Raw genomic sequence first — 25895 nt, 5'->3', positions numbered from 1 at the left:
GATATTGGTAGCCCAATACACACTAGTAAAAAGAGCTCAATCCAGTGGATCGAGCTCTTTTTACTGCATATTTCCCTCAATCGCATTCTCTCCCATGATTACTTTCCTCAAACTCTCCCTATGACTTTCTAAGTTAAACTTCGTATTATCCAAGATTGATACAGGCATAGTCAGTTGTTCTAGTATCTTGTATTCAAGTTGCTGCCTCGCCTTAAGCACTTCAATCGTACCGTCCAATCCGCTCAATCCTTTTTCGGCACCGTAACCTTGAGACGTATAATAATGAATGAATCCTTTCAACCAATCCTCCGGTCTTTCACCTACTGCCTTACGGAATGATATCTCGATGTCTTCCTGTTTTACATAGACAAGCAGCGGATCAAGGTATTTTACTGCATCTCCGAGTTTTTTGACATATTTTATACTCACTTCAACTGGTGCTCCGTACTTGACCATTCCGACGGTAACTGGATTTTGAATGAAGCAGCACTCAAATACATAGACCTTATTTTCCGTTTCTGCCTTCCTGGCAAACCCTGCCCAGCTTTCAGCAATGACTTGGATATTCAGCTCAAGAGGCAATTCATAAATATCTTTCTGGCAAATCTCCGCAAGCAAATCCTCGGAGAATTTATCGCCAAGCTCTGTTTTTATTTTCATATACGGCAAGAGATAACGCCCATTCTTGACTAGTACTCGATCTTGAAAAGTATTACCGAGACCTCCGCTTCTTGCTAGGAGGCTTTCAAATTCTTCTACTGTAAAATAAGCAACACCCTCATAATCGGCTGGATGATCTAAGTTACCTTCCATGTAAAGCTCTGCATTCACACCATTTTCTATGAGGATGTCATGAATCAATCTCGCGGTTGTTGATTTTCCTGAGCCTGGAAGGCCCTCAACTAAAATTAATTTAGATTTCATTTTTTATTCACTCCTACATTGCACTTCCTCACGATAATTCTCCAGCAGCGGGCATGATTCCTTTTTTTCGGAACAAAAAGCGCAAGCGCCTCGTTCAGCCCCGACAAGCGCTGGAGGGCCGACCGGTGAAGTCGTTCTTTGACTTCACTGGGCGGACCGAAGCGACTCGAGGGGCTAGGCGCTGGAGCTGGATTAAGAAAATACATGTAGTTATCCACACTAGATAATTTTATAATTTCCTAAGCAACAAAAAAGAGAGCCTAATCAGATTGATTAAGCTCTCTTCGGATATTACTTTTCCTTTTCTTCAAGATCCTTAATTAGTGTCTTCATTTCACTGATTTCCTTTCGCTGTGCCTTGATGATCTCATCAGCCAGTTTCCGCACACGCGGGTCCTCAATCTCGGCACGTTCACTTGTCAGGATGGCGATTGAGTGGTGCGGAATCATCGCTTTCATCCATGATGTATCATCAACGGTTGTCTGGCTGCGGACCAGGAACAGGGAAACCGCAATCAATAAAGCACTCCCCGCATAAATTCCTAAATTGACTTTTTTATTTGTATACATTTTGAGCATGAACGAAAGCATAACAATCGCCATCACACCGCCCATGATCAAAGCCATATAAAGTCTTGTTTCGCTGAAGAATACATGATCAATGCTATATGCATTTAAATACATCAGAATGAACATGATGATGGTGGATGTCAGCACCATAAGGCCAAATCTGCCATATTTATTTTTCATCGTTTTTCCTCCTTATTATCAGGTTAAATGGTGTTATTATTTTGAATACCCTGCTGGCTAATAATTATTCGTCCCATTTCTTGGTTTGCCATTTTTAAAGATTGGGTAAAAACGATTTGGTGCACATGGTATATTTTTACTTATTTACCTGATTATTTAACATATTCTTACTAGTTGAATAATTTTTAATAGATTTACTTTTAGAGTGACGAACTCCAAAAACCCTTATATATCAACGATTAAAAAGAATTCACCCTGATATTGTTTTTGACAATTTACACATCAAAAAGTATTCTAAGATAGAAAAACAGGGAGGGGTAACCATGTCAAACCTAAATAGGCAGAAAATTGTGGACAGTGTTCCGCAAACTGGATTCTTCGGACATCCAAAAGGACTTTTCACTCTTTTCTTCACAGAATTCTGGGAGCGCTTTTCTTACTATGGAATGAGAGCGATCCTCGTATTCTACATGTATTATGAGGTTTCAAAAGGCGGATTGGGCCTTGATGAAACACTCGCATTATCCATCATGTCCATTTACGGATCACTAGTATATATGTCTGGTGTCATCGGTGGATGGCTTGCTGACCGTATTTTCGGTACTTCTAGAGCTGTTTTCTACGGTGGGATCCTGATCATGCTTGGACATATTGCGCTTGCGATTCCTGGAAGCGTAACCATGTTCTTCGTCTCCATGATCCTGATCGTCATCGGTACAGGTCTTTTGAAACCAAACGTTTCTACTGTCGTAGGTGAAATGTACAGCGAAAATGACGCTCGTCGTGACGCTGGTTTTACGATTTTCTACATGGGCATCAACGCTGGTGCATTCCTTGCGCCGCTTATCGTTGGAGCAGTATCTGAGGCTTATAACTTCCATTACGGCTTCGCAATTGCCGCAATCGGTATGTTCATTGGACTAGTTGTATTTGTTCTTACAAAGAAAAACAATTTGGGTCTTGCTGGTACAGCAGTGCCAAACCCGCTTTCACCTTCTGAAAAGAAGAAAACTTTTACAATCTTTGCTATAGCAATTGTCGCAATCGGTATTTTAAGTGCTATTTTAATTCCTGCTGGACTTTTAACATTCGAAAGCTTTATTAACCTTGTTACAATTCTTGGTATCTTAATTCCGACTGCGTACTTTATCATCATGTACCGCAGTCCGAAAACAACAGAAGTTGAACGTTCACGCGTTCTTGCTTATATTCCTTTATTCCTGGCAGCAGTCATGTTCTGGGCAATCCAGGAGCAAGGTTCAACTATCCTTGCAAACTATGCGGACAAGCGCACACAATTGGAATTTTCTGGAATTTATATTTCGCCAGCATGGTTCCAGTCATTGAACCCATTATTCATCATTATCTTTGCACCGATTTTCGCAGGATTCTGGGTGAAGCTTGGAGACCGCCAGCCATCAATTCCTAAGAAGTTCTCATTCTCATTGATGTTCGCTGGTCTTTCATTCCTTGTCATCCTGATTCCTGGATACTTCACAGGTTCAGATGCACTAGTCAGCCCATTATGGCTTGTTCTTAGCTACCTGATCGTTGTATTCGGTGAATTGCTGATCTCACCTGTTGGCCTATCAGCAACTACTAAGCTGGCTCCGGCTGCTTTCTCTGCACAAACAATGAGCCTCTGGTTCCTTGCAAGTGCTGCAGCACAAGCAATCAACGCACAGATCGTTAAGTTCTACTCTGCTGAAACAGAGATGGCTTACTTCGGTACAATCGGTGGAGCATCCATCGTGTTGGGTATCATCCTCTTCATCATGTCGCCTAAGATTCAGGGATACATGAAGGGAATCAAATAATTCTGTTTTAAAAAGGCGACTCACTCCGAGTCGTCTTTTTTTGCCGATAAAAATTTTTATTTGAAGTATTTTTTTGTTATGTTGTAAGCAATAAACTTTCTTGGAGGGGATGGGAAGTTGACCTATATCCTTTTAGCTATTGGTTTTGCATTACTCATAAAAGGAGCGGATTATTTTGTCGAGGGCTCCTCAAAAATTGCGACGATGCTCAGGGTCCCGCCACTATTGGTAGGTCTGACGATTGTCGCTTTCGGAACAAGCTCACCTGAAGCAACTGTCAGTATCATTGCCGCGATGGAGGGAAGCAGCGAGGTTTCTCTCGGAAATGTCATAGGGAGCAATATTTTCAATATCACTCTTGTTGTCGGCATTACAGCAATGATCAATCCGCTTGCAGTTGAAACGACGACAATTCGGAAGGAAATTCCTTTCACTTTACTGGCAAGTGTAGCGCTTGCAGCAGTCGCCAGTGATATCGCTCTCCAGATGGCCAACATTAATTCAATTGGCAGAAGCGAAGGCATCATCCTGCTCCTTTTCTTTCTGATTTTCCTGTATTACATCATCGAGGTTGCCTTGAATAACCGTGAACCCGCATCGGATGTAGCTTCAGTCACCGGCAAAGGAACCTGGGGGAAGAATCTGTTCATTACTCTTGCCGGCCTGGCTGCGATTATTTTTGGCGGCGACCTGGTAGTTGATAATGCAACGAAAATCGCTCTTTCTCTCGGAATGAGTGAAACATTGGCAGGTTTGACGATCGTGGCTGTCGGTACCTCTTTGCCTGAATTAATCACATCGATTACCGCTGCCCTGAAAAAGAAAAGTGAAATTGCTCTTGGCAATATTGTCGGAAGCAATATATTCAACATCCTTTTCGTGCTGGGGATATCAGCAACTATCTCGCCACTTGCGGTCAATGATAAAATCTTCACTGATATTGCCTTGATGATTATTCTGACAGCTGTCCTATTGATTTTCTCAAGATCAAAATTCAAGATCTCAAAAGTAGAGGGAGCCATACTTGCAGCGGTTTATATTGCATATTTGGTTTATATTATTTTCCGGAATTAAAAGAATGGAAAGGGCCTGTCTCGTAATACGCAGGCCCCCTTCCATTATTTATTACTAAACTTCTACTAATTCTTCCTGAAAATCCTGGCTATCAATTGCTGATTCCTGCCTATTCAAATCATCAAAGCTCTCATTGAGTTCTGACTGGAACAAGCTGTATCTTTCTGCCATCTTTTTGAACTGAATCTCGAACAGATTTTGTTCACCATACAGCTTTTCTTTTAACTGGGCTACCCATGTATTAAGGATTGCCACACGCTGCTCTGCTTTCTCTGCACGTACATGTTCAAACTTTAACTGCTCTTGAAGCTCCTTGTTCATCTGGACCTGCTCCTGTGTGAGTGCATCGAGCTGCTGATAGATATTGAATACTTCGTCTTTAAATCCGGTAATTTTACAGCTTGTCACCTGAGCTTTTTTCAACTTCAGTTCGTCCTCAGTTCTTGCCTTTGTTCTGCGGTGTTCCTCAATTTCAGCCTTATATTGTTCAATTGTTCCTTCAAGGGATTTAATCTTGTCAATATATCCCTCGTTGCCTTCGGCTGATTTCCTCTCAAGCTCTTCTCGCAGTTCATTGATTTTCAACTCAAGAATTTGATTCTTCTGTTCACCTTCAGCAGAAAACTCTTTTAGCTCTACGGTTTGCTGCCGGGAAGCAGTCAATTGGTTCTCAAGTTCCTGCCGCTCCATAGCAAGCCGGGTGTTCTCATTTTGCAATTGATTGATCAGCGAATTATTATTGTCATTTAACGACTGAATGGTGAATTCCAGTTCCTCGCACTTAGCTGCAAAAACAGCCAGTTCTTTTTGGGACTGGTCCAGACTGGCCTGCATGTTTTCCTTGTCCTCCAACGCCGCAGCTTTGGCAGCTTCAAGCTCCTTTTGCAATCGGTCGCGGGCTGAAACAAGCTCATACAGACTCTTTTTCATTTCTTGTTCTATGTTCTGGTATTTACTTTCAATTACGTCTATGTATTTGAGGACATCTTTTTCATTCAAACCGCCAATCAGTTTGGGCCTCAGGCTAGAATGTATGGACTCCTTATTCAATTTTTTACGGAGGTCCAAAAGTCTCTCCTCTATTGTTAAGTTTTCCTCTTGTGCTGTCGGATCCTCTATGGAGCGATTCTCTTCTTTTGTCATGATTCAATCCTCCTATTAGTGACTTCATTTGAATAATACCATGTATTTCCTGTATTTCCATTAGTTCTCTCCTCCTATTTTTACAGGATTCGACTTATTTTTTTGAATATTCTTATCACTTCCAACCTTCTTCTGCTGGCTTTTATACATATGAGAATCATTTTTGGCAGTCGGATTGATTTTTCAGCAAAAAAAAGAAGCATGTTCATCACGCTTCTTCATGTACTGAAGTCTCCATGAGTTCTCCCGCTTAATATCTTATAAACTAATAATTTTGTTCAGATTGGTTTCTTTCAAGTATGAGATAATCGTCAGGTCATTGTTAATGACTTTAGTATCTCCAGTTCGTTTATACCCCATCTTTTCATACAAGTAGCAATTGCGCTCCTCGTTCAGGATCGTATCAAGCTCCCATGCTTCCGCTTCCGGGTACATGATCTCCAGCCGTTTCATGGCTTCCTGGGCAATGCCTTTATTATGGTATTTTTCTAAAACGTTGATGATATGCAATCGCATTAAACCAGGGGACTTTTCATATACAAATACGCTTCCTGCGAGTGTTTCTTCAAAGAGAATTTTATAATAATCTCCCCGGTCGAACCTTGCGGAGAACCTCTCTATCGTTTGGGTTACCGGGCTAGTTTCATGATCATTGTATTTTTTATATAAGGGCATGAATACTTCTTTTTGCAGAGCTAAAAGTTCATCAGCATCATCTACTGAAGCTTTTTTGAGGGTGATGCTCGAAGTGGCCATTTCAAATAGAAGGTCCAAGTAGTTAAATGGGATGAACTCACCTGTCCCTACCATTCCCCTGATTTCTGCTTCACTCGCCCATTTCGCTTCGGCGACTTCCTCTTCCTGAAGATGCAAATCCTCAATCGCGACATTTTGCCTGACGAGCCAGATATCATCGAAGCCTTGCGAAAATTTCACAGTAAATAACCTTTCGCCTTTTTCGATATCGAGGTCGATTCCGAGCTCTTCTTTTGCCTCCCGGACGGCTGCTTGTTCGCTGTCATCTCCTAATACCGCAGAACCCGCAGCGGAGCAGTCCCACATGTTCGGAAAACCGACCTTCCACGGCTGCCTCCTCTGGATCAGGAACTGGCCATCATCATTGATGATCCAAACATGGACAACAAGATGATAATCCCCCGCCTTCATATCTTCCCCTCTTTTATGTATGCGGTCAGTCATATGCCTGTATTGGTCGTAAACATTCCATAACTCCATGGAAGTCACCTACCTTTTAATTTTGTTCTATTATTATACAGTTCAAATGAAATATTTGGCAGACATTTTTCAATAAAAAAAGAACCCAAGCAACGCAGCTTGGATTCTTTCGGAATTATTTTGGCATATAAATGGATGAACCAGGACCGATGTCGATACCTAACAGCATCCAGATGATCAACATTGCTACCCATGCGATTGTCAGGGCGATTGAGTACGGAAGCATGGTTGCGATCAGTGTACCGATACCAACCTTCTTGTCGTACTTTTGCGCAAACGCGATGACGATTGCGAAGTAAGGCATTAATGGTGAAATGATGTTCGTTGTTGAGTCAGCGATCCGATAAACCAGCTGAGTGAACTCAGGTGTGTATCCGATTTGCATCATGATCGGTACGAATACCGGCGCCATGATTGCCCACTTTGCAGATGCACTGCCGATGAACAGGTTGATGAATCCGGAAATGACGATGAACGCCAGGATTAATGGAATTCCTTTGAAGCCTGTGCTTTCTAACAGTTCAGCACCGTTTACAGCCAGTACCAGTCCAAGGTTCGATTCCTTGAAGTAAGCAACGAATTGAGCGGCAACGAACGCAAGCACGATGTATGAACCCATTGTTGCCATAGTATCAGAAAGCTGATCTGCCACATCCTTGTCATCCTTGATTGATTTCGTGATTCGGCCATAGACAAAGCCTGGTACGAAGAAAAGGATCAGGATGACTGGGACTAGTGAGTGGAAGAATGGAGCATTGATGATGTTCTCTTCCCCACCGCGAAGTGGTCCCCATTCAGGAATAACAAGCAATGCGATACCGATAGCTGTGATGATGATCGAAATCAAAGCACCCCATAGACCTTTTTTCTCAACAGCAGATAAATATTCAACTTCTTCCTTCACATCACCTTTGAATGTACCAAGACGAGGTTCAACGATTTTATCTGTTACCAATGTTCCGACAATTGTGATCAAGAATACTGAAACAATCATGAAATAGTAGTTCATCGCATAGTTGATGTTTTCAGCATATGCCGGATCAAAAATAGCCGCAGCATCCTTCGTAAGTCCGCCCAAAAGCGGGTCCAATGAAGTCAGAAGCAGGTTCGCACTGAATCCGCCGGATACACCAGCAAAGGCTGCAGCCAAACCAGCAAGCGGATGTCTTCCAAGACCTGCGAACAATACCGCTCCAAGTGGTGTCAAGACAACATAACCAGCGTCAGCTGCCATGCTGGACATAACGCCACCGAATACTAGGGCAGCAGTCAATAATTGCTTAGGAACGGATGTAACAAGACCGCGCAATGCAGCACTAATCAATCCAGTACGTTCCGCAATCCCAATCCCCAGCATCGTTACAAGGACAGTTCCCAGCGGAGCAAAGCCAGTGAAGTTGGTGACAGCACTTTCAAATAGATAGGCGATCCCTTCCTTGCTTAACAAGTTCTTGACTGTTAAAAATTCCCCTTCGTTCATAGGGTCTGCCACTTTTACACCCATCGCCGAGAACACGGCAGATAGCAAGACGACCATCACGGAGAAAATTGCAAACAGCGTGACCGGATGAGGCAATTTATTGCCCACACGCTCAATCACATCAAGTGAACGCAAAATAAAACCTTTTTTATTAGTCGTTTCCAAGAGAGGACCTCCTTAAAATTAATATAAATATTCAGACAAATAATAGCATAAGACTTTTAACATTATAGATGGTGTCTGCGGTAATAGAAAGAGAAAAACTATAAGACGGAATAGTAAAATTGTTGGTAAGATTCAGAAGCACTAGAGAGGCGAAATAATAGGGGCTAGAAGGACATTGAACCATTTCAGTAGAGTAAAAGGTAAGAACAAAAAGCGCAAGCGACTCGAGCTGCTCAAAGCTATCGCTTCTCGCAAGATAATCGAGGAAGCACTCTCAGGGATGAAAACTGGCTAGGCGCTGGAGCTGGATTAAGAAAACCCGTATAGTTATCAACATTGAAATAATCTTATAATTTCCTAGCAAACAAAAAAGAAGCATGTTCACCATGCTCCTTCAGCGTCTATTTCACACTTTTCCGTCTCATCCATTGCGTTGCGGCCCATTTGTCGCCGATCACGACTGGTGCTCCACCATGCAGGGTCAAGTCGTTGAGAGTCTGATTTTCATAGAAATATTCAAAATACACAGCCATGCCCTTTTGCGGGGATACAGCGAAATTGAGCTTAGGGAAGTAAGTTTCTCCTCCCTGCTCGACATCGTTCAAATACATGACCAATGTGCTGATCCGCGGGTTGCTGACATTTGACGAGAAAAAGTCAAAATGGGCCTTGTACTCCTGACCGATTTTATAATTCAAGATTTGCAGGCCTTCTCCATGTTCGTTCGGAATGCCCATAATTTGTGAAATTCTTTTTTCTACTCGCGCAACAACGTCATTTTCGGCTTCTTCAATAAACGTACTGCTGCTTGTCCTGAGCTGATCAACTTCGCGGGTGTTTCCGATTTTTGAGCGCTGCAGCTTATCCTTTGACAGCTTCATTAGCTCATCGCATTCTTCGTCACTTAATACATTTCCTAAAATGACGATTAACGGTTCTTCCATTCTGGCAATAATGTTGATTTCACGATCCTCGGTTTTGATTTTGTTTCCGATATGATTAAAAATCGTAGGTTCTTTAACAGTTACATCAACAGCATCCATTATCAACTTTCATCAACCTCTTAATAATAAAATTTTTCCAGAAAATTAGATTGATATATAAACGAAAGCATCATTCATTCTTTATGTTCCTTTGTTTCCTCCTGTAATTCAAAATGGATGACAAAACCGAATCTCAAACTCTATTCAATTTTCAATTTATTTTACAACGCGGAAAGGTGATTTACTATCTTTTTTTTATTCAAAGCATTGTAAAATTGGGCTGTTGATGTCCATGGATCGAAAAATAGACGGACAAATTCCGCTTAAATTGAAAAAGACCCTTATTTACCATAAAATAAGGGTCGCTTTTCCGTCTATTTCATCCAAATCCTTGGATTTTGCTCAATTTATAGTAGATAATCGGAATATCTCCGCTTATTTCAGCCTCAAAAGCGTCCTTTATATAAAATAGCCGGAAATTCTCCGCTTATTATATTCTCATACCTACATGAATAATTTATTTTTCCAAGCGTAATATGAGAAAATCAGCATCTGAAAATGCTTTCCGCAAAATCGCTCTTGCTTCAATATGGTCCCAGAACAGTGCTGTATCAAGAGTGATCGAGCCACTCTCCAGTGCATCAACGACTTCCGTTAATTCCTGTTTAATCTCCGGGTCATCTACTCTCAAAGATAACCTTTGAACAGAGTCCAGATAATGCTCTAGTAAATCCGGTCCACGAGATTGCATCATTACTTTGAACCTCCACTCTTTTTCTCAGCAAACCGCTTAGCTTCTTTCAAGAATTCCTCATCTGTCATTTCCTTCATTAGTGCCTTCCTGACTAAGTCGGTATGCTCTTCAGTCACCTTGAATCCCGAAATTTCAAGCGAGGCCTTTGCATTTTTCATCGCCTTTTCTATCGAGTCAGCCATGATACTGCCTCCCCTCCGGTGTCTTTGGAAGGCCACTTTATTAACTGGGTAATCATTATAAACATAATGGAAGCCATCAGCATACTGATCAGATGGCTGTACACGTTTTTTACGAATTTTATACGATCCATAGAAAGCTCTCCTGTCTGTTTCACTCAAAAACAAAGAGAATCCCAGCTTTATCAGGATTCTCCTTTCAACCTACATCTTTATATATCTATCATATAATCTGCTGGTTACATCGGCAATCAATTCTTTTAGCTCCAATTGTTTGGCCCACTCTTCAGGTATAGCTTCGAGACCATAACTCGCACCAAGTATATTCCCGCAAATCCCGCCTGTTGAATCACTGTCTCCATCATGATTGACAGCCAGAATCAAAGCCTGCTTGAAATCTGTTTCCTTCAAGGCACAGTACAGGGAAATCGCCAGCGCTTCCTCCGCGACCCAGCCCTGGCCAAGCTTTGTAATTGCATCTTCCGGATTCTCATCGCTGCCGACAAGTTCGATCGCATTCTCCATCGCCGACAATGTTTCTTCATGGTTAGGATAATCTTCTAAAATTGCCATTGCACTCTGTGCGCTTTCAGCAATACTTTTACCATTGAGCAGTTCAGCGATTATGACAGCAAGCGCCCCGGCTGCTAAATAACCTGACGGATGGCCATGAGTGATAGCTGCGACTTCAGCCGCGACCCTGAATGCCTGTTCAGGATCTCTATGTAAAAATAACCCGACCGGCGCAACCCGCATGACCCCGCCACAGCCCTTGCTGTCGTTGATTGGCCCCTCAATCGTTCCCATTTTATTGCTCTCAAGCGCCGACAAGCACGTGTTTCCAGGTGCTCTTGCTGAGAATAGTTCCCTGTGCGCTAAAATGCTTCCGTTCTCCTCATGAGGCTGAGGGTCAAGCAGCCAGTCATAATGTTCATCCGGCAAACTCTTCGTTTGTGTATACAGCCAGCGAAGATAAGATTGATAGACTCCACTCCCCGCATAGCTGCCAATCCCACGCTCACTCAAGCGGTCATAAGCCCAAATCAAACCATCTGCCGTGAACAGCGTCATCTGAGTATCATCCGAAATCGGCGCTTTTCCGGAATAAGGATTGACTTCCAAATCCGTAATTCCCTCTTCACCAAACTTTGCTTTGATTTCATCAAGTTTCATAAACTCAACCGTATACCCAAGTGCATCACCAATCGCCCCGCCAAGCAGGGACGCCATGAAAAGATCTTTTTTTGACATAGGGACTCCTTTGGCATTTAATTTACTGATACTATTCTCCAAAACACCAATCAACTCCTCCCACTTCGCACACAACTCATATACCTTTCGGGTTTTTCAAAATATATTTTGAAAGCCGCATAGAAAAAAGAGGAAATACCCCAATTAAGGTTTTTCCTCTTTTTCATTTTAAGTCGGAAGAATCATCATAGTCGTAGCGGAAGCCGTCTGTTTGATTTGGGGATCTTCCGTTCTTTTTATTTTTCAAATCCTGTGCAATTTGATTTTTGTCTTGCTGTTTTTTGTGAGAGTTCAACTGTTTTGCCTCCTTTTTGCTCCCTATTATCCCAAGTCACTCTCTCATATATTCATAAGTCTAGGTAGAGTGGAAAGACTATGATTACAAATCCTTTCATTTACGAGGCCAATCATGCAGCGCAATTACGCAATCGACTTTATCAAATTTTTTGCCATCCTGGCAGTCGTCATCATTCATACATTTCCCAGCAATGATCAACTGGGCTATTTCGTTCTTGATAATCTTTCAAGATTTGCTGTTCCGTTTTTCTTTGTCGCTTCAGGATATTTGTTCAGTCTTAAGGTAAGTGCCAATCCTCAGTCCTTTGCTTACTTCAAAAAATATGTCCCAAAAATACTGAAGATTTATGTTAGCTGGCTCCTATTTTATGCCGGTTATGATGTAATAAGGATTTTATTGACGGATGGAAACGTCAAAGCTGAACTAACCAAGTATAAGGAAAACCTGACTGTTCTTAATCTCCTCTATTACGGCCAGGGAACAAGTGGGTATCAGCTGTGGTTCGTCATTTCACTGGTTTGGAGCATCGTGATTTTATATCTCTTTTACAGGTTGAAAAAAGTAAGACTGCTTTTGGTAATCGCATTTTGTTTCAATCTGCTCGGCCTCTTCGGTCAGTCTTATTCTGTATTTGATGAGCTGCCAGTCAGCACAACCCGGGCTGCTCTTTATATCAGCCTGTTCTATACAGTCATGGGATTCTGGCTTGCTTCGGTTCACACCTGGAGAAAATATAATGCAAGGACTTACTTTTACTTCTTTTGTTTCTTTACGATTTTACAGGTTTTAGAAGGTCTCTGGCTTCAGAAGGAATTAGGATCAAAACATGGCGAATATTTCTTTTCGACGATCTTCCTTACCTTATTTCTGTTCCTTTACGCCTTAAGCAATCCCAACCTCGGCAAAGGCTTTATGATCACCAGAATAGGCGGAAACTCTCTCGGCATTTATACCATTCATATATTCTTTATAGATATAATTGATATCTTTTTCAGAAGAATCGGTTTGGAACAGAGCACCCATAACCTGCTGCAGAATTTAGTTGATGCATTCCTTGTGTTTACTTTGTCTTATGTGGCTTATCAACAGCTTCAAAAGATGAAAGCAATTCTCCTAAATCAGAGTTAGGAACGAAAAAAGCAATTACGAACAAAACCAGTTCGCAATTGCTTCTCTTTTAGTTCACTACCAGCGCACGTTTTCCCATCGCATTATAAATATTGATGAATTTCGCTTTTGGCATTTGAACATCTTTTTTTACTGCTTCACTGTCGTTGAAGTAAACGTAATTTGCGTCGGTTCCGGTAATGACGATATTATGTAAAGGCCTTGCTGCATTGATCGTTTTGCCTGCTGGTGTTTTCCATGACCTCGCGATTGGCATTTCATAATTGATCGTAAACCAGACTAGCACAGGCTTGCCCTGTCTTACATAACTTTCGATCTCTGAAAAATCCTTGCCGGTCAGAGCCAGTCCTCCAGGGCGGTACTTGTCTAGGACTTTTTTTAGCGGACCGGGATTGATAGTATATCCATTGCCAAATGGCGTCCCGACGAATCCAACATTCGGGTCTCCCCATGTTTTAATGGAACCGTCTGAATTTCGGACTAGTTTGGTTGAATCATATGGCATTTGTTTCGCAAGGGTTGTTTTATCAGCATTCACTCCGTAGTAACGGAGAGCGATGGCAAGTGAGGTAACCTCGCAGCCGCTGGGCAATTCAGGGCGCTGGGCAATCACGGGAATGTCCATTCTTTTGCTATCTGCGGCACTGCTCGTCGATACATAATCTCCGCTCACAAAGCCGATTTTTCCTTTATAAGATATTTTATACCATCCATTGCTTTCCTGGCGGATCACATCGAGCACTGTTTCATTATCGATAAGCCCCATGCTCTTATGTTGGGTGCCAGGCCCAGTCCTGAAATGCAATTTGGTAGCCGTAACTTTGTATACTGCAGAGCTGTATACATAATCACCGCTGACATAAGCCGTTTTTCCATTGAAGGAAATTTTATACCATCCATTAGTCATCCGTTGAATCACATTAAGCTTAGTGTCCTGGATCAGCCGGCCGACTTTTGCATAATTGGTACCCGGTCCCGACCTGACATTGAGGACATCTGCTGTAACGGTAAAGGTTGGTCCAGCAGCTTGTGCGACTGTTTCATGGCCAGGCATCAAAGGAATTTCCGGCACCATAAGACTGCTGCTAACTAGGATGGATGAGGCAACCATGCCTTTCACAATCCTCTTCTTAAACAATGAGTAGTTGTCCTTTTTCATTCGTCGTTCTCCCCCAGTTTTGTAGAATTTCCTCAAGCTGTGTCGAAAACTATGAATCTACTACAAAACTATCGGGAATGGCTCTCGTAGTCCAATGAAAACCGGGGAAATCGCGATAATTGAATTAATTGGTTTACATTGCAAAAGTTAAGCAGGAAATATGTTTTACGGATTGCACGGGCATTCAGGATAATATGCCGATAGAACAGTATCTGAAAAAAGGCCCCTTTCCCTATTGATTTCCAAACTAAAAACCCCTCGAAATCATCGAGGGGACACTTCATTCTATGTTGGCAAATCTGCGGAATCTGTAACTTGATCCAGCCTATCCAAAATCCGCCTCTTCTGATATAACATCGTCGCGGTTTCGGCAAGGTCGCTGACCATCGACCGGTTGGCGAATGCGCCGAAGACAATCCCCGCCACGGGTACCATCTGGAGCAGTTTTTTCCAGCCAAATGATTCTGTATACGTCAAGGTAACCTCGCGCCAACCCTGAAGCTGCGAGATGACTTCCCTTGATTTACTTTCATTGTTAAAATCACTCAATTCATTCAAGATGGCCTGTTTTCCTACAACATCCGCTGAAGAGAACTGCAGGCACTTAATGATGAATACACGTTCTTTTTTATCTCTTGGATCATAACCATGGATGATCGCGATATCCTGTATTGTTTTTAGCGAGAGGGCCAGAACCGCAGGAATATCAATCGCGAGAGTGAATATTCCACCGATACCTGTACTTGCCCCCTGGATCGTCGCTGCCTTCTTCCTCTGCTCGCCAAGTGCAAGAGATGCCTGCTTCATTTCTTCCACCGGAACGCGCTCCATATCTGTAAGCTGGCTGACTCTCCTGCCAGTCTTTTTCTCGAAAAATTGAAACACAGACTTCTCGCTCGTTAAATATTGTCCTCCCGTTTGTATGTAGCTTCCAAGCTCATCAAGCAGGAGTCCTACCTTCTCCTGGATGAACTTTGGAGTAAACCGATCAAGCATCTTGAATGGCAGACGGGTCAAGCGCTCCCAAAACCAAAGCCCCTTCTGGTCCTTCTCCCATTTTTCAATTTCCTTTAGTTCATTCAATAAGTAGTCCCGTGAATCCATCTGCTTCATCCACCTGTCATTTTTGATACTATATTAACGGTTCACACCATAGTAAAGTTTCATTTTAGTTCAATATTATAGAATTCTTTTGCCAGTCCCTTGAAGCGTTCCGAATCTATTTCCTCTTTCTTAATTCCATCTTCCGTCCACTTTGTAAAACTAGTTTCCGTTAGCACCATGCTTCCATCAACTGTCACTTTTGTCAGCAAGGGCTTCTTATTAAAAGGGGACTGCGGATGTTCCGTTATGATTTTCTTCATTTCAGATAAATCGCTGACATTACCAACCGGCTCCCTTGAATCAAAAGCGTATCCAATTCTCCAATCAGAATCCTTATATTTCAGCTTCATCTCTAAAATGTAATCTCCAAACTCACTATTATGTTGTTTAATACGAAAATCCCCATTAGGGGAACTAATCTCTGTCCCATCCATCGGCACCGGTCTTAACGGCAGATTTCCGCCAAAACCAGTATCAACCAAATATCTTTTGCCTGCGTCATTCAGTAAAATCGCAGCATGCGTCCTGCCCGTTGGACTAAAGCCGTTGAAATCCGGGACATACACTGACCCACAAATCAGCTGGACATCAAGCCCATTCTCTTTTAAAAATAAATAGAGAATGCCGTTCAAGTCATAGCATAGGCCGCCTTCATTCCTTTGGATGATTTTCTCAACCAAATTATCCTCATTCAATTCATTTAAATCACCAGAAAGCGTGCACAGGTTTTCAAATGGGATTGCAGCCGCGGTCTGTTCAAGAATTTCATCCATTTTTGCTAATGTGACAGGCGCAGAGATAAGCATCCCGATCCTCTCACGGAAAAGCTGGTTTAGTTTACTCATTTTCCAATACCTCTTTCGTTAAGCTATCTATCGTAAAGATACATGATTTTCCTTAAAAAAGCAGACATTTCAGATAGGTCTTATTATTCATTTTCTATCATTTTAATATATTTATTCCGACATCTTTCCTCGTATCCAATTAGCTTTTCAAGAAAATAGCATAAAAACTGACAATCTCTTTATACTTTAAACCTATTACCTTATCGAATCGTGTAGTAATTTGGCACTATTTACATGCAAACAGCCTGTTCTACAGCCATTGCTGGCTAGTTGAAAGTATTGTAAAATTAAGAAGATAGTTAATTGCAAGCGCTTGCATGATTTGAGGTTTTAAATTTTTTTACCTTGTTGTGCAAACGGTTTCACTTAGATTCCTTAATAATAGAGAGGAGGAGATTTTTCTACTACTCTAGCTACATCATTTAATCTAGGGAGGAAAAAATCCGTATGAGAAAAAGTACAAAACGTAGTTTCTCGATTTTCATGACGGCGATCATGATCTTGAGTTTGTGGCTTCCTTTTGTACCTGCCCAGCAGGCCAATGCTGAAGGAACAACTGTTACCTCAGAGTCGACTGATCGCAAAGTGCGCTTTACTTACATTCGTGAGGATCAAAATTTTGGCGAATGGAATATATGGGTCTGGAACACAGGAGTGCAAAATGACCAGATCAATTTTCAAAAATATGATGGCAACAAAGCGGTAGCTGATATTGCTGTTGCACCAGCCACCAAAGAAATTGGCTTTGTCCTTCGCAGTACTACTGACTGGAATACTGCTCAAAAGGAATTCGGAGATCGTTTTATCCCGGTTAACCAGAACGATTCCATTACAAAAGCATTCATTACAAGTGGCGTTGAGCAAATTCGCATCGTTCCAGATGGATCGGCTCCAGTCATTGATAATGGAAAGGCAACTTTCTTCTATCGTGATAAAGAGCTTTTCGCCAATGATGCAATGGGCTCAATCGAAAAAGTAGAATTGAAATTCAATGATGAAACCCTTCCAATGACATACGAGCCTGAGAATGAGAGATTCGTAGTTTCATATGAGAACATTCCGAATGGAACAAATGAATACACCTATCTCGTAACCAAAGATGGGGTTACTAACGAAGTAACCGATCCTTACAATACAGTTGATGGCACTTCAAAAATTACCTACGCAAAAGCTGAACTGACGGTTTCAGGTTCTGTCAATCCAGCAGAAATTGATTACAATCAAAACGCTGTGCTGACTGTCGATGTACAGGGACTGACTGAAGGCATTGAGATCAGCAAAATTACTGCAGATGTCTCTGAACTGGGTGGATCTAATGCTCTTGAAATCGACCCTTCATTAAAAGAAGTGACAATTAGCGTCGATGACAATGTAACAGCAGGAACAAAATCGATTCCCCTAACAGTTATCGATTCATTCGGGAATGCCCATAATGCTTCAGCAACTGTGGATGTGAAAACAAGACAGTCCGTTGGTGAAAATGATTTTGACTGGGATGAGTCCATCATTTACTTCATGCTGACAGATCGTTTCTTTGATGGGGATTCATCTAACAATGATCCTTATGATTTGAACTATGACACCACTGACCGCGGCACCTATCAGGGTGGCGATTTTAAAGGAATCACTGAGAAATTAGATTATCTAGACCAATTGGGTGTTAATACGATCTGGATCAGCCCGATTGTTGAGAATGTTAAGCACAATGTCCGCTACGATGAGGGTGAGCCTTCTTATTACGGTTATCACGGATACTGGGCAAGCAATTTTGGCGAATTGAACCCCCACTTCGGGACAATGAAAGAATTCCATAACCTTATTGACGCAGCACATGAACGCGGCATCAAGATCATGGTCGATGTGGTATTGAACCACACTGGTTATGGCTTGAAAGACATTGATGGAAATGTAGCTGAACCTCCAGCTGGATACCCAACAGATGCAGAACGCAGCACTTTCAGCAATCTGCTTCGCCAGGGTACAAGTGACGAAGTTGGATCAGATGAAGTTGTTGGCGAATTAGCTGGACTTCCTGATTTTAAGACAGAAGATCCAGAAGTACGCCAGCAAATCATTGATTGGCAAACTGCCTGGATTGACAAAGCTACTACTGCTAATGGCAACACTATCGACTACTTCCGCGTGGACACAGTAAAACACGTGGAAGATGCAACCTGGAAGGCATTCAAGAACGCGATCACTGAAAAAATGCCTGAACATAAGATGATCGGTGAAGCTTGGGGAGCAAGTGCTGACAACCAGCAAGGATACCTTGAAACAGGTATGATGGACTCCCTGCTTGACTTTGACTTTAAGAATATTGCGCATTCCTTTGTTAACGGAAACCTGAATGCTGCAAATGATGCGTTGACTACACGTAACGCAAAAATCGATAACACGGCAACTTTAGGACAGTTCCTGGGAAGCCATGACGAAGACGGATTCCTTCACGTTGCCGGAAATAACGAAGGCAAGCTGAAGGTTGCTGCTTCCCTGCAGGCAACTGCTAAAGGCCAGCCGGTCATTTATTACGGTGAAGAACTTGGACAAACCGGAGCAAACAACTATCCGCAATATGACAACCGTTATGACCTCGCCTGGGATCAGGTTGAAGGCAATGATGTCCTTGCACACTATCAAAAGATATTGAACTTCAGAGGCGATCATTCTGAAGTGTTCGCAAAAGGTGAACGTACAACAATAGGCGGCACTGACGCTGATAAGTTCATGGTTTTTGCAAGAACACACGGAAATGAAGCGGCATATGTTGGCTTGAACGTTGCTGATGCTGCAAAAGAAGTCACCTTGACTGTTGATGGTGAAAATGCAGTTGTCACAGACCACTATTCTGGTGAAATTTACACTGCATCAGCTGGAAAAGTGACATTGTCAATTCCATCTAAAGCAGATGGCGGTACTGTTTTACTAACGGTTGAAAATGGTACGATTACAGCTGCTGCAGCTGCTGGTTCTGGAGATGGCGGCGGAGATGGAACGGTTGACCCAATCCCTGCGAACCATATCCGTATCCACTACAAACGTGACGACAATAACTATCAAAACTATGGCGCATGGCTGTGGAACGAGGTAGCCTCCCCTTCTGCCAACTGGCCGACAGGTGCTACTATGTTTGAGAAAACAGACAGCTACGGCGCTTACATTGATGTTGAACTTGCAGAGGGCGCGAAGAACATCGGCTTCCTCGTTATGGACGTAACAAAAGGTGATGCTGGTAAAGACGGCGGAGACAAAGGCTTTACGATCACTTCACCTGATATCAATGAAATTTTTATCAAGCAAGGCGATGACAAGGTTTACACTTACGAACCAGTCAACCTGCCTGAAAACACAGTCCGCGTCCACTATGTGCGTGACAATGCAGATTATGAAAACTTTGGTCTCTGGAACTGGGGCGATGTCGCTGCACCTTCTGAAGGATGGCCAACAGGAGCTGCTTCCTTCACTGGAACTGATCGCTATGGGGCTTATGTTGACATTCAGTTGAAGGAAAATGCGAAAGAAATCGGTATGATTACCCTAAACAAGACAAATGGCAACAAAGATGGCGGAGATAAGAACTTCAATCTCCTGGACAAATACAACCACGTCTGGGTTAAACAAGGCGATGACAATGTCTACGTTTCTCCTTACTGGGAGCAGGCTACGGGCCTGACATCTGCTGAAGTGATTTCCGAGGACACGATTTTACTGAGCTTTACCATGACAGACGGCTTAACAGCTGAAGATCTGAAATCGAAACTGGAGATTAAAGACGCAGACGGTACAACTGTTGAGATTGAAAGTGTGAAGATTGCAGGAGACAAAAAAGTAGAAGTAACAGCACAATTCGATTTAGAAAAACTTCCATTGTCCATCACGTATTCAGGCAGAACCGTTTCTGCTTCATCTGGATGGAGAATGCTTGATGAAATGTACGCTTACGATGGCGATGACCTTGGTGCTACTTATAAAGATGGTGCAGCCACATTAAAACTTTGGGCTCCAAAAGCAGGCAAGGTTGTGGCAAACTTCTTCAATAAAGACAATGCAGCAGAGCAAATTGGCAGCATTGAATTAACAAAGGGTGAAAAAGGAGTCTGGTCTGCGGACGTTGCTCCTGGCGACCTGAATGTAACCGATCTTAAGGGTTATTTTTACCAGTATGAAGTGACAAATGATGGAGTGACAAAGAAAGTTCTTGATCCTTACGCAAAATCAATGGCAGCCTTCACAGTGAATACGAAGGGTGAAGCTGGTCCGGATGGTGACACCGTTGGTAAAGCAGCGATTGTTGACATGAGCGGAACAGACCCTGAAGATTTCGACCATGCTAAAATCAAAGGCTATGAGAAGCGCGAAGATGCCGTGATTTATGAGGTTCATGTACGTGACTTCACTTCTGACCCTTCTATCGAAGGGGACCTGAACGCTAGATGGGGTTCTTACAATGCCTTCGTCGACAAGCTGGATTATATTAAGAAACTTGGCGTAACACACGTGCAATTGCTTCCTGTCATGGCTTGGTATTATGGCGATGAAACAAAGATGGGCCAAAGAGAACTTGATTACTCTGCTGGCGGCAATGAATATAACTGGGGCTATGACCCACACAGCTACTTCTCGCCAGATGGCGCTTATTCAGAGGATGCAACTGATCCTGAATTACGTGTAAAAGAATTGAAAATGATGATTGATGCGATCCATGATGCTGGAATGGGTGTCGTCCTCGACGTTGTTTACACTCATATGGCACAATCCAGCCAGCTGAATGATATCGTTCCTAACTACTATGCGTTCCAGGACGCACAAGGAAACTTCCTTGGCGGCTTCGGAAACAACCTGGCAACAAGCCACAAAATGGCTGAAAAGCTGATGGTAGATTCAGTGAAATACTGGTTCGAAGAATACAAGATTGATGGAATGCGTTTCGATATGATGGGTGACGCAACCTATCCTGCAGTCCAGAACGCATACGATGCAGCTGCATCTGTAAATCCTGATGCGTTGTTCATCGGTGAAGGCTGGAGAACATTCGCTGGCCACATCGCGGAACCAGAACTTAAGGGCATGGGTGCTGACCAGGATTGGATGGACAAAACAGATGATGTCGGCGTCTTCTCTGATGAAATCCGCAATGAATTGAAGTCAGGCTTCGGTTCCGAAGGTGAGCCTCGATTCCTTACCGGCGGTGCGCGTGATATCAACACGATTTTCAACAATATCAAAGGCCAGCCAGGCAATACAGCTGACGACGATCCGGGCGACATGGTCCAATACATCGGGGCACACGATAACTTGCCGCTGTATGATGTCATTGCCCAGTCGATTAAAAAGGATCCGGCCATTCCTGAGAACAATCTTGAGATCCACAAGCGTATCAGGCTTGGCAACTCCTTGATCCTGACGTCACAAGGTACTGCTTTCCTTCACGCAGGCCAGGAGTATGGAAGAACGAAGCAATGGAAAGGCGAAGGCGTTCCTGAGCAAAAGTATCACGAATTGACAGATGAGCAAGGAAATCCATTCGGATACTTCATTCACGATTCATACGATTCTTCCGATGCCATCAATATGTTTGACTGGCAAAAAGCAACAAACAAAAAGGAATACTCCGTCAACACAACAACACAAGCTTACACTCAAGGCTTGATTGAGCTGAGAAAATCAACGAACGCTTTCCGCCTCGGCGAAAAAGAACTCGTTGATGAGAATGTAAGATTACTTGATTTACCTGAAATCAAAGATTCAGACTTGGTCATCGCATACGAAAACGTATCGACTGATAAGACTGGTACGTACTATGTATTCGTCAATGCCGATATGAAAGCTCGTACGTTAACTTTAGGAGACCTTGACTTCTCTAAAGCTAAGGTTCTCGTTGACAACGACGAAGCCGGCAAGACCCCTGTATCCAAGAAATCTGGCTTTAAATTAACAAAAGACCAATTGACACTTGATCCGCTTACTACAGTTGTGATTAAGGTGGACAAAAAAGGGAAGAAGAAATAACTTTCATACGGCAGGTATCATCTTTACCAGATGGTACCTGTCGTTATTTTCGCCTCAATAGTTTACTAACTTCAGCATCAAGGGTATCATTATTATCACAACAAGTACGCCTAAGGAGAATCGGATGCTAGATTACAGATTGTATAAGGGCCGCGGCTCGGAGTATATTGTTCTGCTGCACGGAATTGGCGGGAACTCGAATATTTTTTACAAGCAGCTAAAACCATTCCTGAAAAAATATAATATAGTCGCGATTAACATGCCTGGGCATGGAAAATCACCTGACATAGATTCCTATAAGGGCAGCTTTTCTTTTGATTTGATTATCAGAGAGATTCTCAAGATAATGGACCACCTTTCAATCCACAAGGCCCATTTTGTCGGCGTTTCGCTGGGAACGATCATCGTCCATCATCTGCTGCAGACGGAGCCCGCACGTGTGAGGTCAGCAGTCCTTGGCGGAGCAATCACCCGATTAAACCTATTAGCAAAATCACTGATCAAACTCGCCTGGTTAATAAGGAACTTCATTCCATTCATGTGGCTGTACCGCATATTGGCCTGGATTCTGATGCCTCGTGGTAACCATAAAGGCTCAAGAAGATTTTTCATCCAGGAAGCCTATAAGATGAAACGAAAGAATTTCCTCGCCTGGTATCCTCTTGCCGGAGATGTCGAAACCACCTATAGCAATGTGCAGGAAAAAAGCTCAGATGTCCCAAAGCTTTATATCTCAGGGGCTGAGGACCATATGTTTGTCAGGGAATTAGCAGAAGACCTTCACGGGGACGAAAGCTCCGATCTGATGATTCTCGAGCGGTGCGGTCATGTCTGCAATATAGATAAAGCTGATGATTTCAACCAGCGGGCACTCGAATTCATGGATAAGCATGAAATCAAACAAGCAAATATTAGTTAGGCAGAAAAGCGTAGGCAAGCGCTGGAGGGCCGACCGGTGAAGTCGCTCTTTGACTTCATTGACGGACCGAAATCGAAATGTGTAGCCGACTGTCCAGAAACGCAGAAACTAGACAAGCGACTCGAGCTGCTCAAAGCTAACGCTTCTCGCAAGATACTCAAGGAGCGCACTCAGGGCTGAAAACTGGCTAGGCGCTGGAGCTAGACACTAATCTAAGTGCAAAAAGTTTATTCTTTTATAAAGATAAAAATGGGGAATGAGCTGAACAGCTCATTCCCTTTATTTGTTGGCAAATTAATAATAATACGGATATCTAGGCGGCGGGCAGCACGGATAAACTGGCGGGTATGGGGGATAGAAAGGTCGCGGGTAAAATAACGCTCCGCCCAACAATCCACCAGCCAAACCACCTAAAAACGGTAATCCAAAGCCCCAGCCGAAAAACCTCTGATCCTGCGAACGATAAGGATGTCTGTATGCACGCATACGGCTTACCTCCCTCTTCTCTTTTTGTGTTCACTACTTTTATATGCGTTTATCACGGTATTGGCTTGGGCGAATGCACCTGTATAAGGTATTAAGACTATTGTAGACTTGCTTTGGTGAGTGCTCAGATACGCATTATTGGTGACCTCTTTTTCCAAAATCCCGATCTTTCGGGCGCCAATACGCCTTATTGATGACCTCTTTTTCCATAAACTCGATCTTTTGGGCGCCAATACGCCTTAGTGGTGACCTCTTTTTCCATAAACTCGATCTTTTAGGCGCCAATACGCCTTATTGATGACCTCTTTTTCCATAAACTCGATTTTTTGGGCGCCAATAAGCAACAAAAAAGCATGAGGACTCTAATCGTCCTCATGCTTCTCCATAATTTAAATTTTGAATTTGGCGACCATCTCTCTCAGGTTCTCCGCCAGACTTGCGAGTGAAGCTGATGATGAGGCGACTTCTTCCATTGATGCCAGCTGTTCCTCCGTTGCGGATGCAATTTCTGCAGTGCTTGCTACGGAATCGCGGGCAATTTTGGTTACCTCATCGATTGAGGCATTTACCTGCTGAACACTTGCCGACATCTCCTCAGAAATCGCGGATACCTCCTGAATTTCCTCGCTGACATTTTCGATCGATTTTAGAATCTCTTCAAATGTGCGACCCGTATCCTCAACTAATAACGACCCTTCTGAGATCTCGACCGTTCCTTTATTCATCATTTCCACAACTTGATGGGTTTCTTTTTGAATAACCTCGATCAAGCCGGAAATCTGGCTGGCTGATTGTCTCGATAACTCAGCCAATTTCCTTACTTCATCAGCAACAACAGCAAAGCCTTTGCCATGCTCCCCAGCTCTTGCGGCTTCAATGGCTGCGTTTAGCGCCAGCAAATTCGTCTGGTCAGCGATGCCGGTGATGACTTCGATGATTTTGCCGATTTCCGCTGATTTCCGATCCAGGTCTTTGATGACCCCATTGGTTTCGCTTGTCGTATCATTGATCGACTTCATCTTCTCTATTACTTTTTCCAGAGATTCCTGGCCGACCTGTGCTTGTTTTGCCGTTTCAGCCGCCGACTCAGCAACGGTAGAAGTTGTTTCAGCGACCCGCTGGATACCGCCTGACATCTCACCTACCGCTTTCGCACTTTCTTCTGTATTTTTGCTCTGGAGCTCTGCACCGCCTGCAACCTCCTGGATTGCCGTTGCTACCTGGTGCGTAGCAGAATTGGTCTGTTCCGTACTTGCCATCATCTCTTCAGCAGATGCTGCAACCTGCTCGGATGTACTGCTTACTTTGAAGATCAGTTCCCTTAAATTGGTCGTCATCTCGTTAAAAGCCCCGGCCAACTCACCGATTTCATCCTTGTTCTTCACATTCATTTTTTCAACAGCCAGGTTCCCTTGGGCCACCTGCTTTGCTGCCTGGGAGACCAGCTGAACAGGCTTGGAAATCATTCGGCTTATTTGCAGCGCAATGGCGATTCCCATAACAAACGCTGCCGCACTTAGGATAATAATCAGCATGGCTACCTTCTGTACATTCCCAGACAAGGTTTCACTTGTTGATTCCAAAGCATCTTGCTGGTACTCAATCGCATCCTCAGCTGCAGAGTTCAGGCTGAAGATAAGCGGATTCCCTTTTTCCTGCATCAATAACCTGACCTTGACCATTTGTTCATCTCTTATTAAAAGAAAAGCCTCTGAAGCCATCTCATAATATTGTGCCTCAGCTGAAACAAGGTTTTCTCCTACCTTTTTTCCCTCTGCTGATTCTTCTGAGCTTAAATATTTCTCAGAGCTTTTTTTAAAATCTTCTACTGCACCCTCAAATTCGATCAGGCTTTCACCATCACCATTTGCCATATACTTTTGAAGTGCCAATTGCTCCCTCATGATGGCATCCTTCATCTCAACAATCAGATTCAGCTTTTCCATCCGGTCATCAATGGATGTAGAATACTGGCTGTTCATCTTGTTAAACTGAAAGTTTGTGATGATTGCCACGAGTGCCAACAAAGTTAAAACCGAGAAAAAACCGGTCAATAGTTTTGCACGAACACTAAATCTCATCTGTGGTTTTGTGAATCTCATCTGTGGTTTTGCGAATTTTTTCTTGGATTTCATTTTCCGCTCTCCTGTCCAGCAATAGATTAAATTACCACTCTTACCTTCTATTTCGG

21 protein-coding genes are annotated in these 25895 nt (G+C 43.0%); 5 read left to right on the top strand and 16 right to left on the bottom strand.

Features of this window, described 5'->3' with window-relative positions; genetic code table 11:
* Positions 1 to 60 precede the first annotated feature (60 nt).
* Together CD004_RS02400 and CD004_RS02395 are read right to left on the bottom strand one after the other, a co-directional pair.
* A complete protein-coding gene (locus tag CD004_RS02400) occupies positions 61 to 924 on the bottom strand; it encodes a P-loop NTPase family protein (RefSeq protein ID WP_102261310.1) in 864 nt (287 codons plus the stop codon).
* Between the two features lie 291 nt (positions 925 to 1215).
* Positions 1216 to 1674, bottom strand: a complete 459-nt coding sequence (locus CD004_RS02395; protein WP_102261309.1) for a DUF305 domain-containing protein — start codon at positions 1672 to 1674, stop codon at positions 1216 to 1218.
* A gap of 323 nt (positions 1675 to 1997) precedes the next feature.
* Here CD004_RS02395 and CD004_RS02390 point away from each other — a divergent pair, with 323 nt between their 5' ends.
* On the top strand, positions 1998 to 3491 hold the full coding sequence (locus CD004_RS02390) for a peptide MFS transporter (RefSeq protein ID WP_102261308.1): 1494 nt from the start codon (positions 1998 to 2000) through the stop codon (positions 3489 to 3491).
* A 117-nt stretch (positions 3492 to 3608) separates the two neighbouring features.
* The gene (locus CD004_RS02385) at positions 3609 to 4565 is read left to right on the top strand and encodes a calcium/sodium antiporter (RefSeq protein ID WP_102261307.1); all 957 of its coding nucleotides are present in this window, start codon (positions 3609 to 3611) and stop codon (positions 4563 to 4565) included.
* Between the two features lie 54 nt (positions 4566 to 4619).
* Here CD004_RS02385 and CD004_RS02380 read toward each other — a convergent pair whose 3' ends face one another.
* The 9 genes from CD004_RS02380 to CD004_RS24390 all read right to left on the bottom strand — a co-directional run bounded on the left by CD004_RS02380 (position 4620) and on the right by CD004_RS24390 (position 12051).
* Complete coding sequence (locus CD004_RS02380) at positions 4620 to 5708, bottom strand: coiled-coil domain-containing protein (protein ID WP_102261306.1); 1089 nt, start codon at positions 5706 to 5708, stop codon at positions 4620 to 4622.
* 258 nt (positions 5709 to 5966) lie between these two features.
* Entirely contained in the window at positions 5967 to 6944 is a 978-nt protein-coding gene (locus tag CD004_RS23665; RefSeq protein WP_158651465.1) for a GNAT family N-acetyltransferase, read from the bottom strand.
* 115 nt (positions 6945 to 7059) lie between these two features.
* Positions 7060 to 8589 carry an AbgT family transporter gene (locus CD004_RS02370; protein ID WP_102261305.1) on the bottom strand — a complete coding sequence of 510 codons (1530 nt, stop codon included), beginning with the start codon at positions 8587 to 8589 and terminating at the stop codon, positions 7060 to 7062.
* Between the two features lie 401 nt (positions 8590 to 8990).
* Entirely contained in the window at positions 8991 to 9632 is a 642-nt protein-coding gene (locus CD004_RS02365) for a 2OG-Fe(II) oxygenase (protein ID WP_102264961.1), read from the bottom strand.
* Positions 9633 to 10089: 457 nt separating this feature from the next.
* On the bottom strand, positions 10090 to 10326 hold the full coding sequence (locus CD004_RS02360) for a hypothetical protein (protein ID WP_102261304.1): 237 nt from the start codon (positions 10324 to 10326) through the stop codon (positions 10090 to 10092).
* Complete coding sequence (locus CD004_RS02355) at positions 10326 to 10508, bottom strand: hypothetical protein (protein ID WP_102261303.1); 183 nt, start codon at positions 10506 to 10508, stop codon at positions 10326 to 10328. The genes CD004_RS02360 and CD004_RS02355 overlap by 1 nt, the downstream gene beginning before the upstream one ends.
* Positions 10493 to 10639 (bottom strand): hypothetical protein, encoded by a 147-nt coding sequence (locus CD004_RS23660; protein ID WP_158651464.1) that lies wholly within the window; start codon positions 10637 to 10639, stop codon positions 10493 to 10495. The genes CD004_RS02355 and CD004_RS23660 overlap by 16 nt, the downstream gene beginning before the upstream one ends.
* A gap of 70 nt (positions 10640 to 10709) precedes the next feature.
* Positions 10710 to 11756 (bottom strand): ADP-ribosylglycohydrolase family protein, encoded by a 1047-nt coding sequence (locus CD004_RS02350; protein ID WP_102261302.1) that lies wholly within the window; start codon positions 11754 to 11756, stop codon positions 10710 to 10712.
* Between the two features lie 163 nt (positions 11757 to 11919).
* A complete protein-coding gene (locus CD004_RS24390; protein WP_264190991.1) occupies positions 11920 to 12051 on the bottom strand; it encodes a hypothetical protein in 132 nt (43 codons plus the stop codon).
* 114 nt (positions 12052 to 12165) lie between these two features.
* Here CD004_RS24390 and CD004_RS02345 point away from each other — a divergent pair, with 114 nt between their 5' ends.
* Positions 12166 to 13182, top strand: coding sequence for an acyltransferase (locus CD004_RS02345; protein WP_102261301.1), 1017 nt, complete (start codon positions 12166 to 12168; stop codon positions 13180 to 13182).
* A 49-nt stretch (positions 13183 to 13231) separates the two neighbouring features.
* Here CD004_RS02345 and CD004_RS02340 read toward each other — a convergent pair whose 3' ends face one another.
* The 3 genes from CD004_RS02340 to CD004_RS02330 all read right to left on the bottom strand — a co-directional run bounded on the left by CD004_RS02340 (position 13232) and on the right by CD004_RS02330 (position 16290).
* Positions 13232 to 14341 (bottom strand): SH3 domain-containing protein, encoded by a 1110-nt coding sequence (locus CD004_RS02340; protein ID WP_233434930.1) that lies wholly within the window; start codon positions 14339 to 14341, stop codon positions 13232 to 13234.
* Positions 14342 to 14626: 285 nt separating this feature from the next.
* Positions 14627 to 15445, bottom strand: coding sequence for an EcsC family protein (locus tag CD004_RS02335; protein WP_102261300.1), 819 nt, complete (start codon positions 15443 to 15445; stop codon positions 14627 to 14629).
* 59 nt (positions 15446 to 15504) lie between these two features.
* Positions 15505 to 16290: an arylamine N-acetyltransferase family protein gene (locus CD004_RS02330; protein WP_102261299.1), complete on the bottom strand. Its 786-nt coding sequence runs from the start codon at positions 16288 to 16290 to the stop codon at positions 15505 to 15507.
* Between the two features lie 447 nt (positions 16291 to 16737).
* Between CD004_RS02330 and CD004_RS02325 the strand changes: the two genes are divergently transcribed.
* A complete protein-coding gene (locus tag CD004_RS02325; RefSeq protein ID WP_102261298.1) occupies positions 16738 to 22299 on the top strand; it encodes a pullulanase in 5562 nt (1853 codons plus the stop codon).
* A 124-nt stretch (positions 22300 to 22423) separates the two neighbouring features.
* Complete coding sequence (locus CD004_RS02320; RefSeq protein ID WP_102261297.1) at positions 22424 to 23218, top strand: alpha/beta fold hydrolase; 795 nt, start codon at positions 22424 to 22426, stop codon at positions 23216 to 23218.
* 294 nt (positions 23219 to 23512) lie between these two features.
* Here CD004_RS02320 and CD004_RS02315 read toward each other — a convergent pair whose 3' ends face one another.
* Together CD004_RS02315 and CD004_RS02310 are read right to left on the bottom strand one after the other, a co-directional pair.
* The gene (locus tag CD004_RS02315; RefSeq protein ID WP_102261296.1) at positions 23513 to 23704 is read right to left on the bottom strand and encodes a hypothetical protein; all 192 of its coding nucleotides are present in this window, start codon (positions 23702 to 23704) and stop codon (positions 23513 to 23515) included.
* A 389-nt stretch (positions 23705 to 24093) separates the two neighbouring features.
* Positions 24094 to 25839, bottom strand: a complete 1746-nt coding sequence (locus CD004_RS02310) for a methyl-accepting chemotaxis protein (RefSeq protein ID WP_226678104.1) — start codon at positions 25837 to 25839, stop codon at positions 24094 to 24096.
* Positions 25840 to 25895: the final 56 nt, after the last annotated feature.

The organism is Mesobacillus jeotgali (assembly GCF_002874535.1).
Lineage (GTDB): Bacteria > Bacillota > Bacilli > Bacillales > Cytobacillaceae > Mesobacillus > Mesobacillus jeotgali.
Note: the sequence above shows the minus strand (reverse complement) of the source record. Positions and strands in the feature narration are given on the sequence as shown.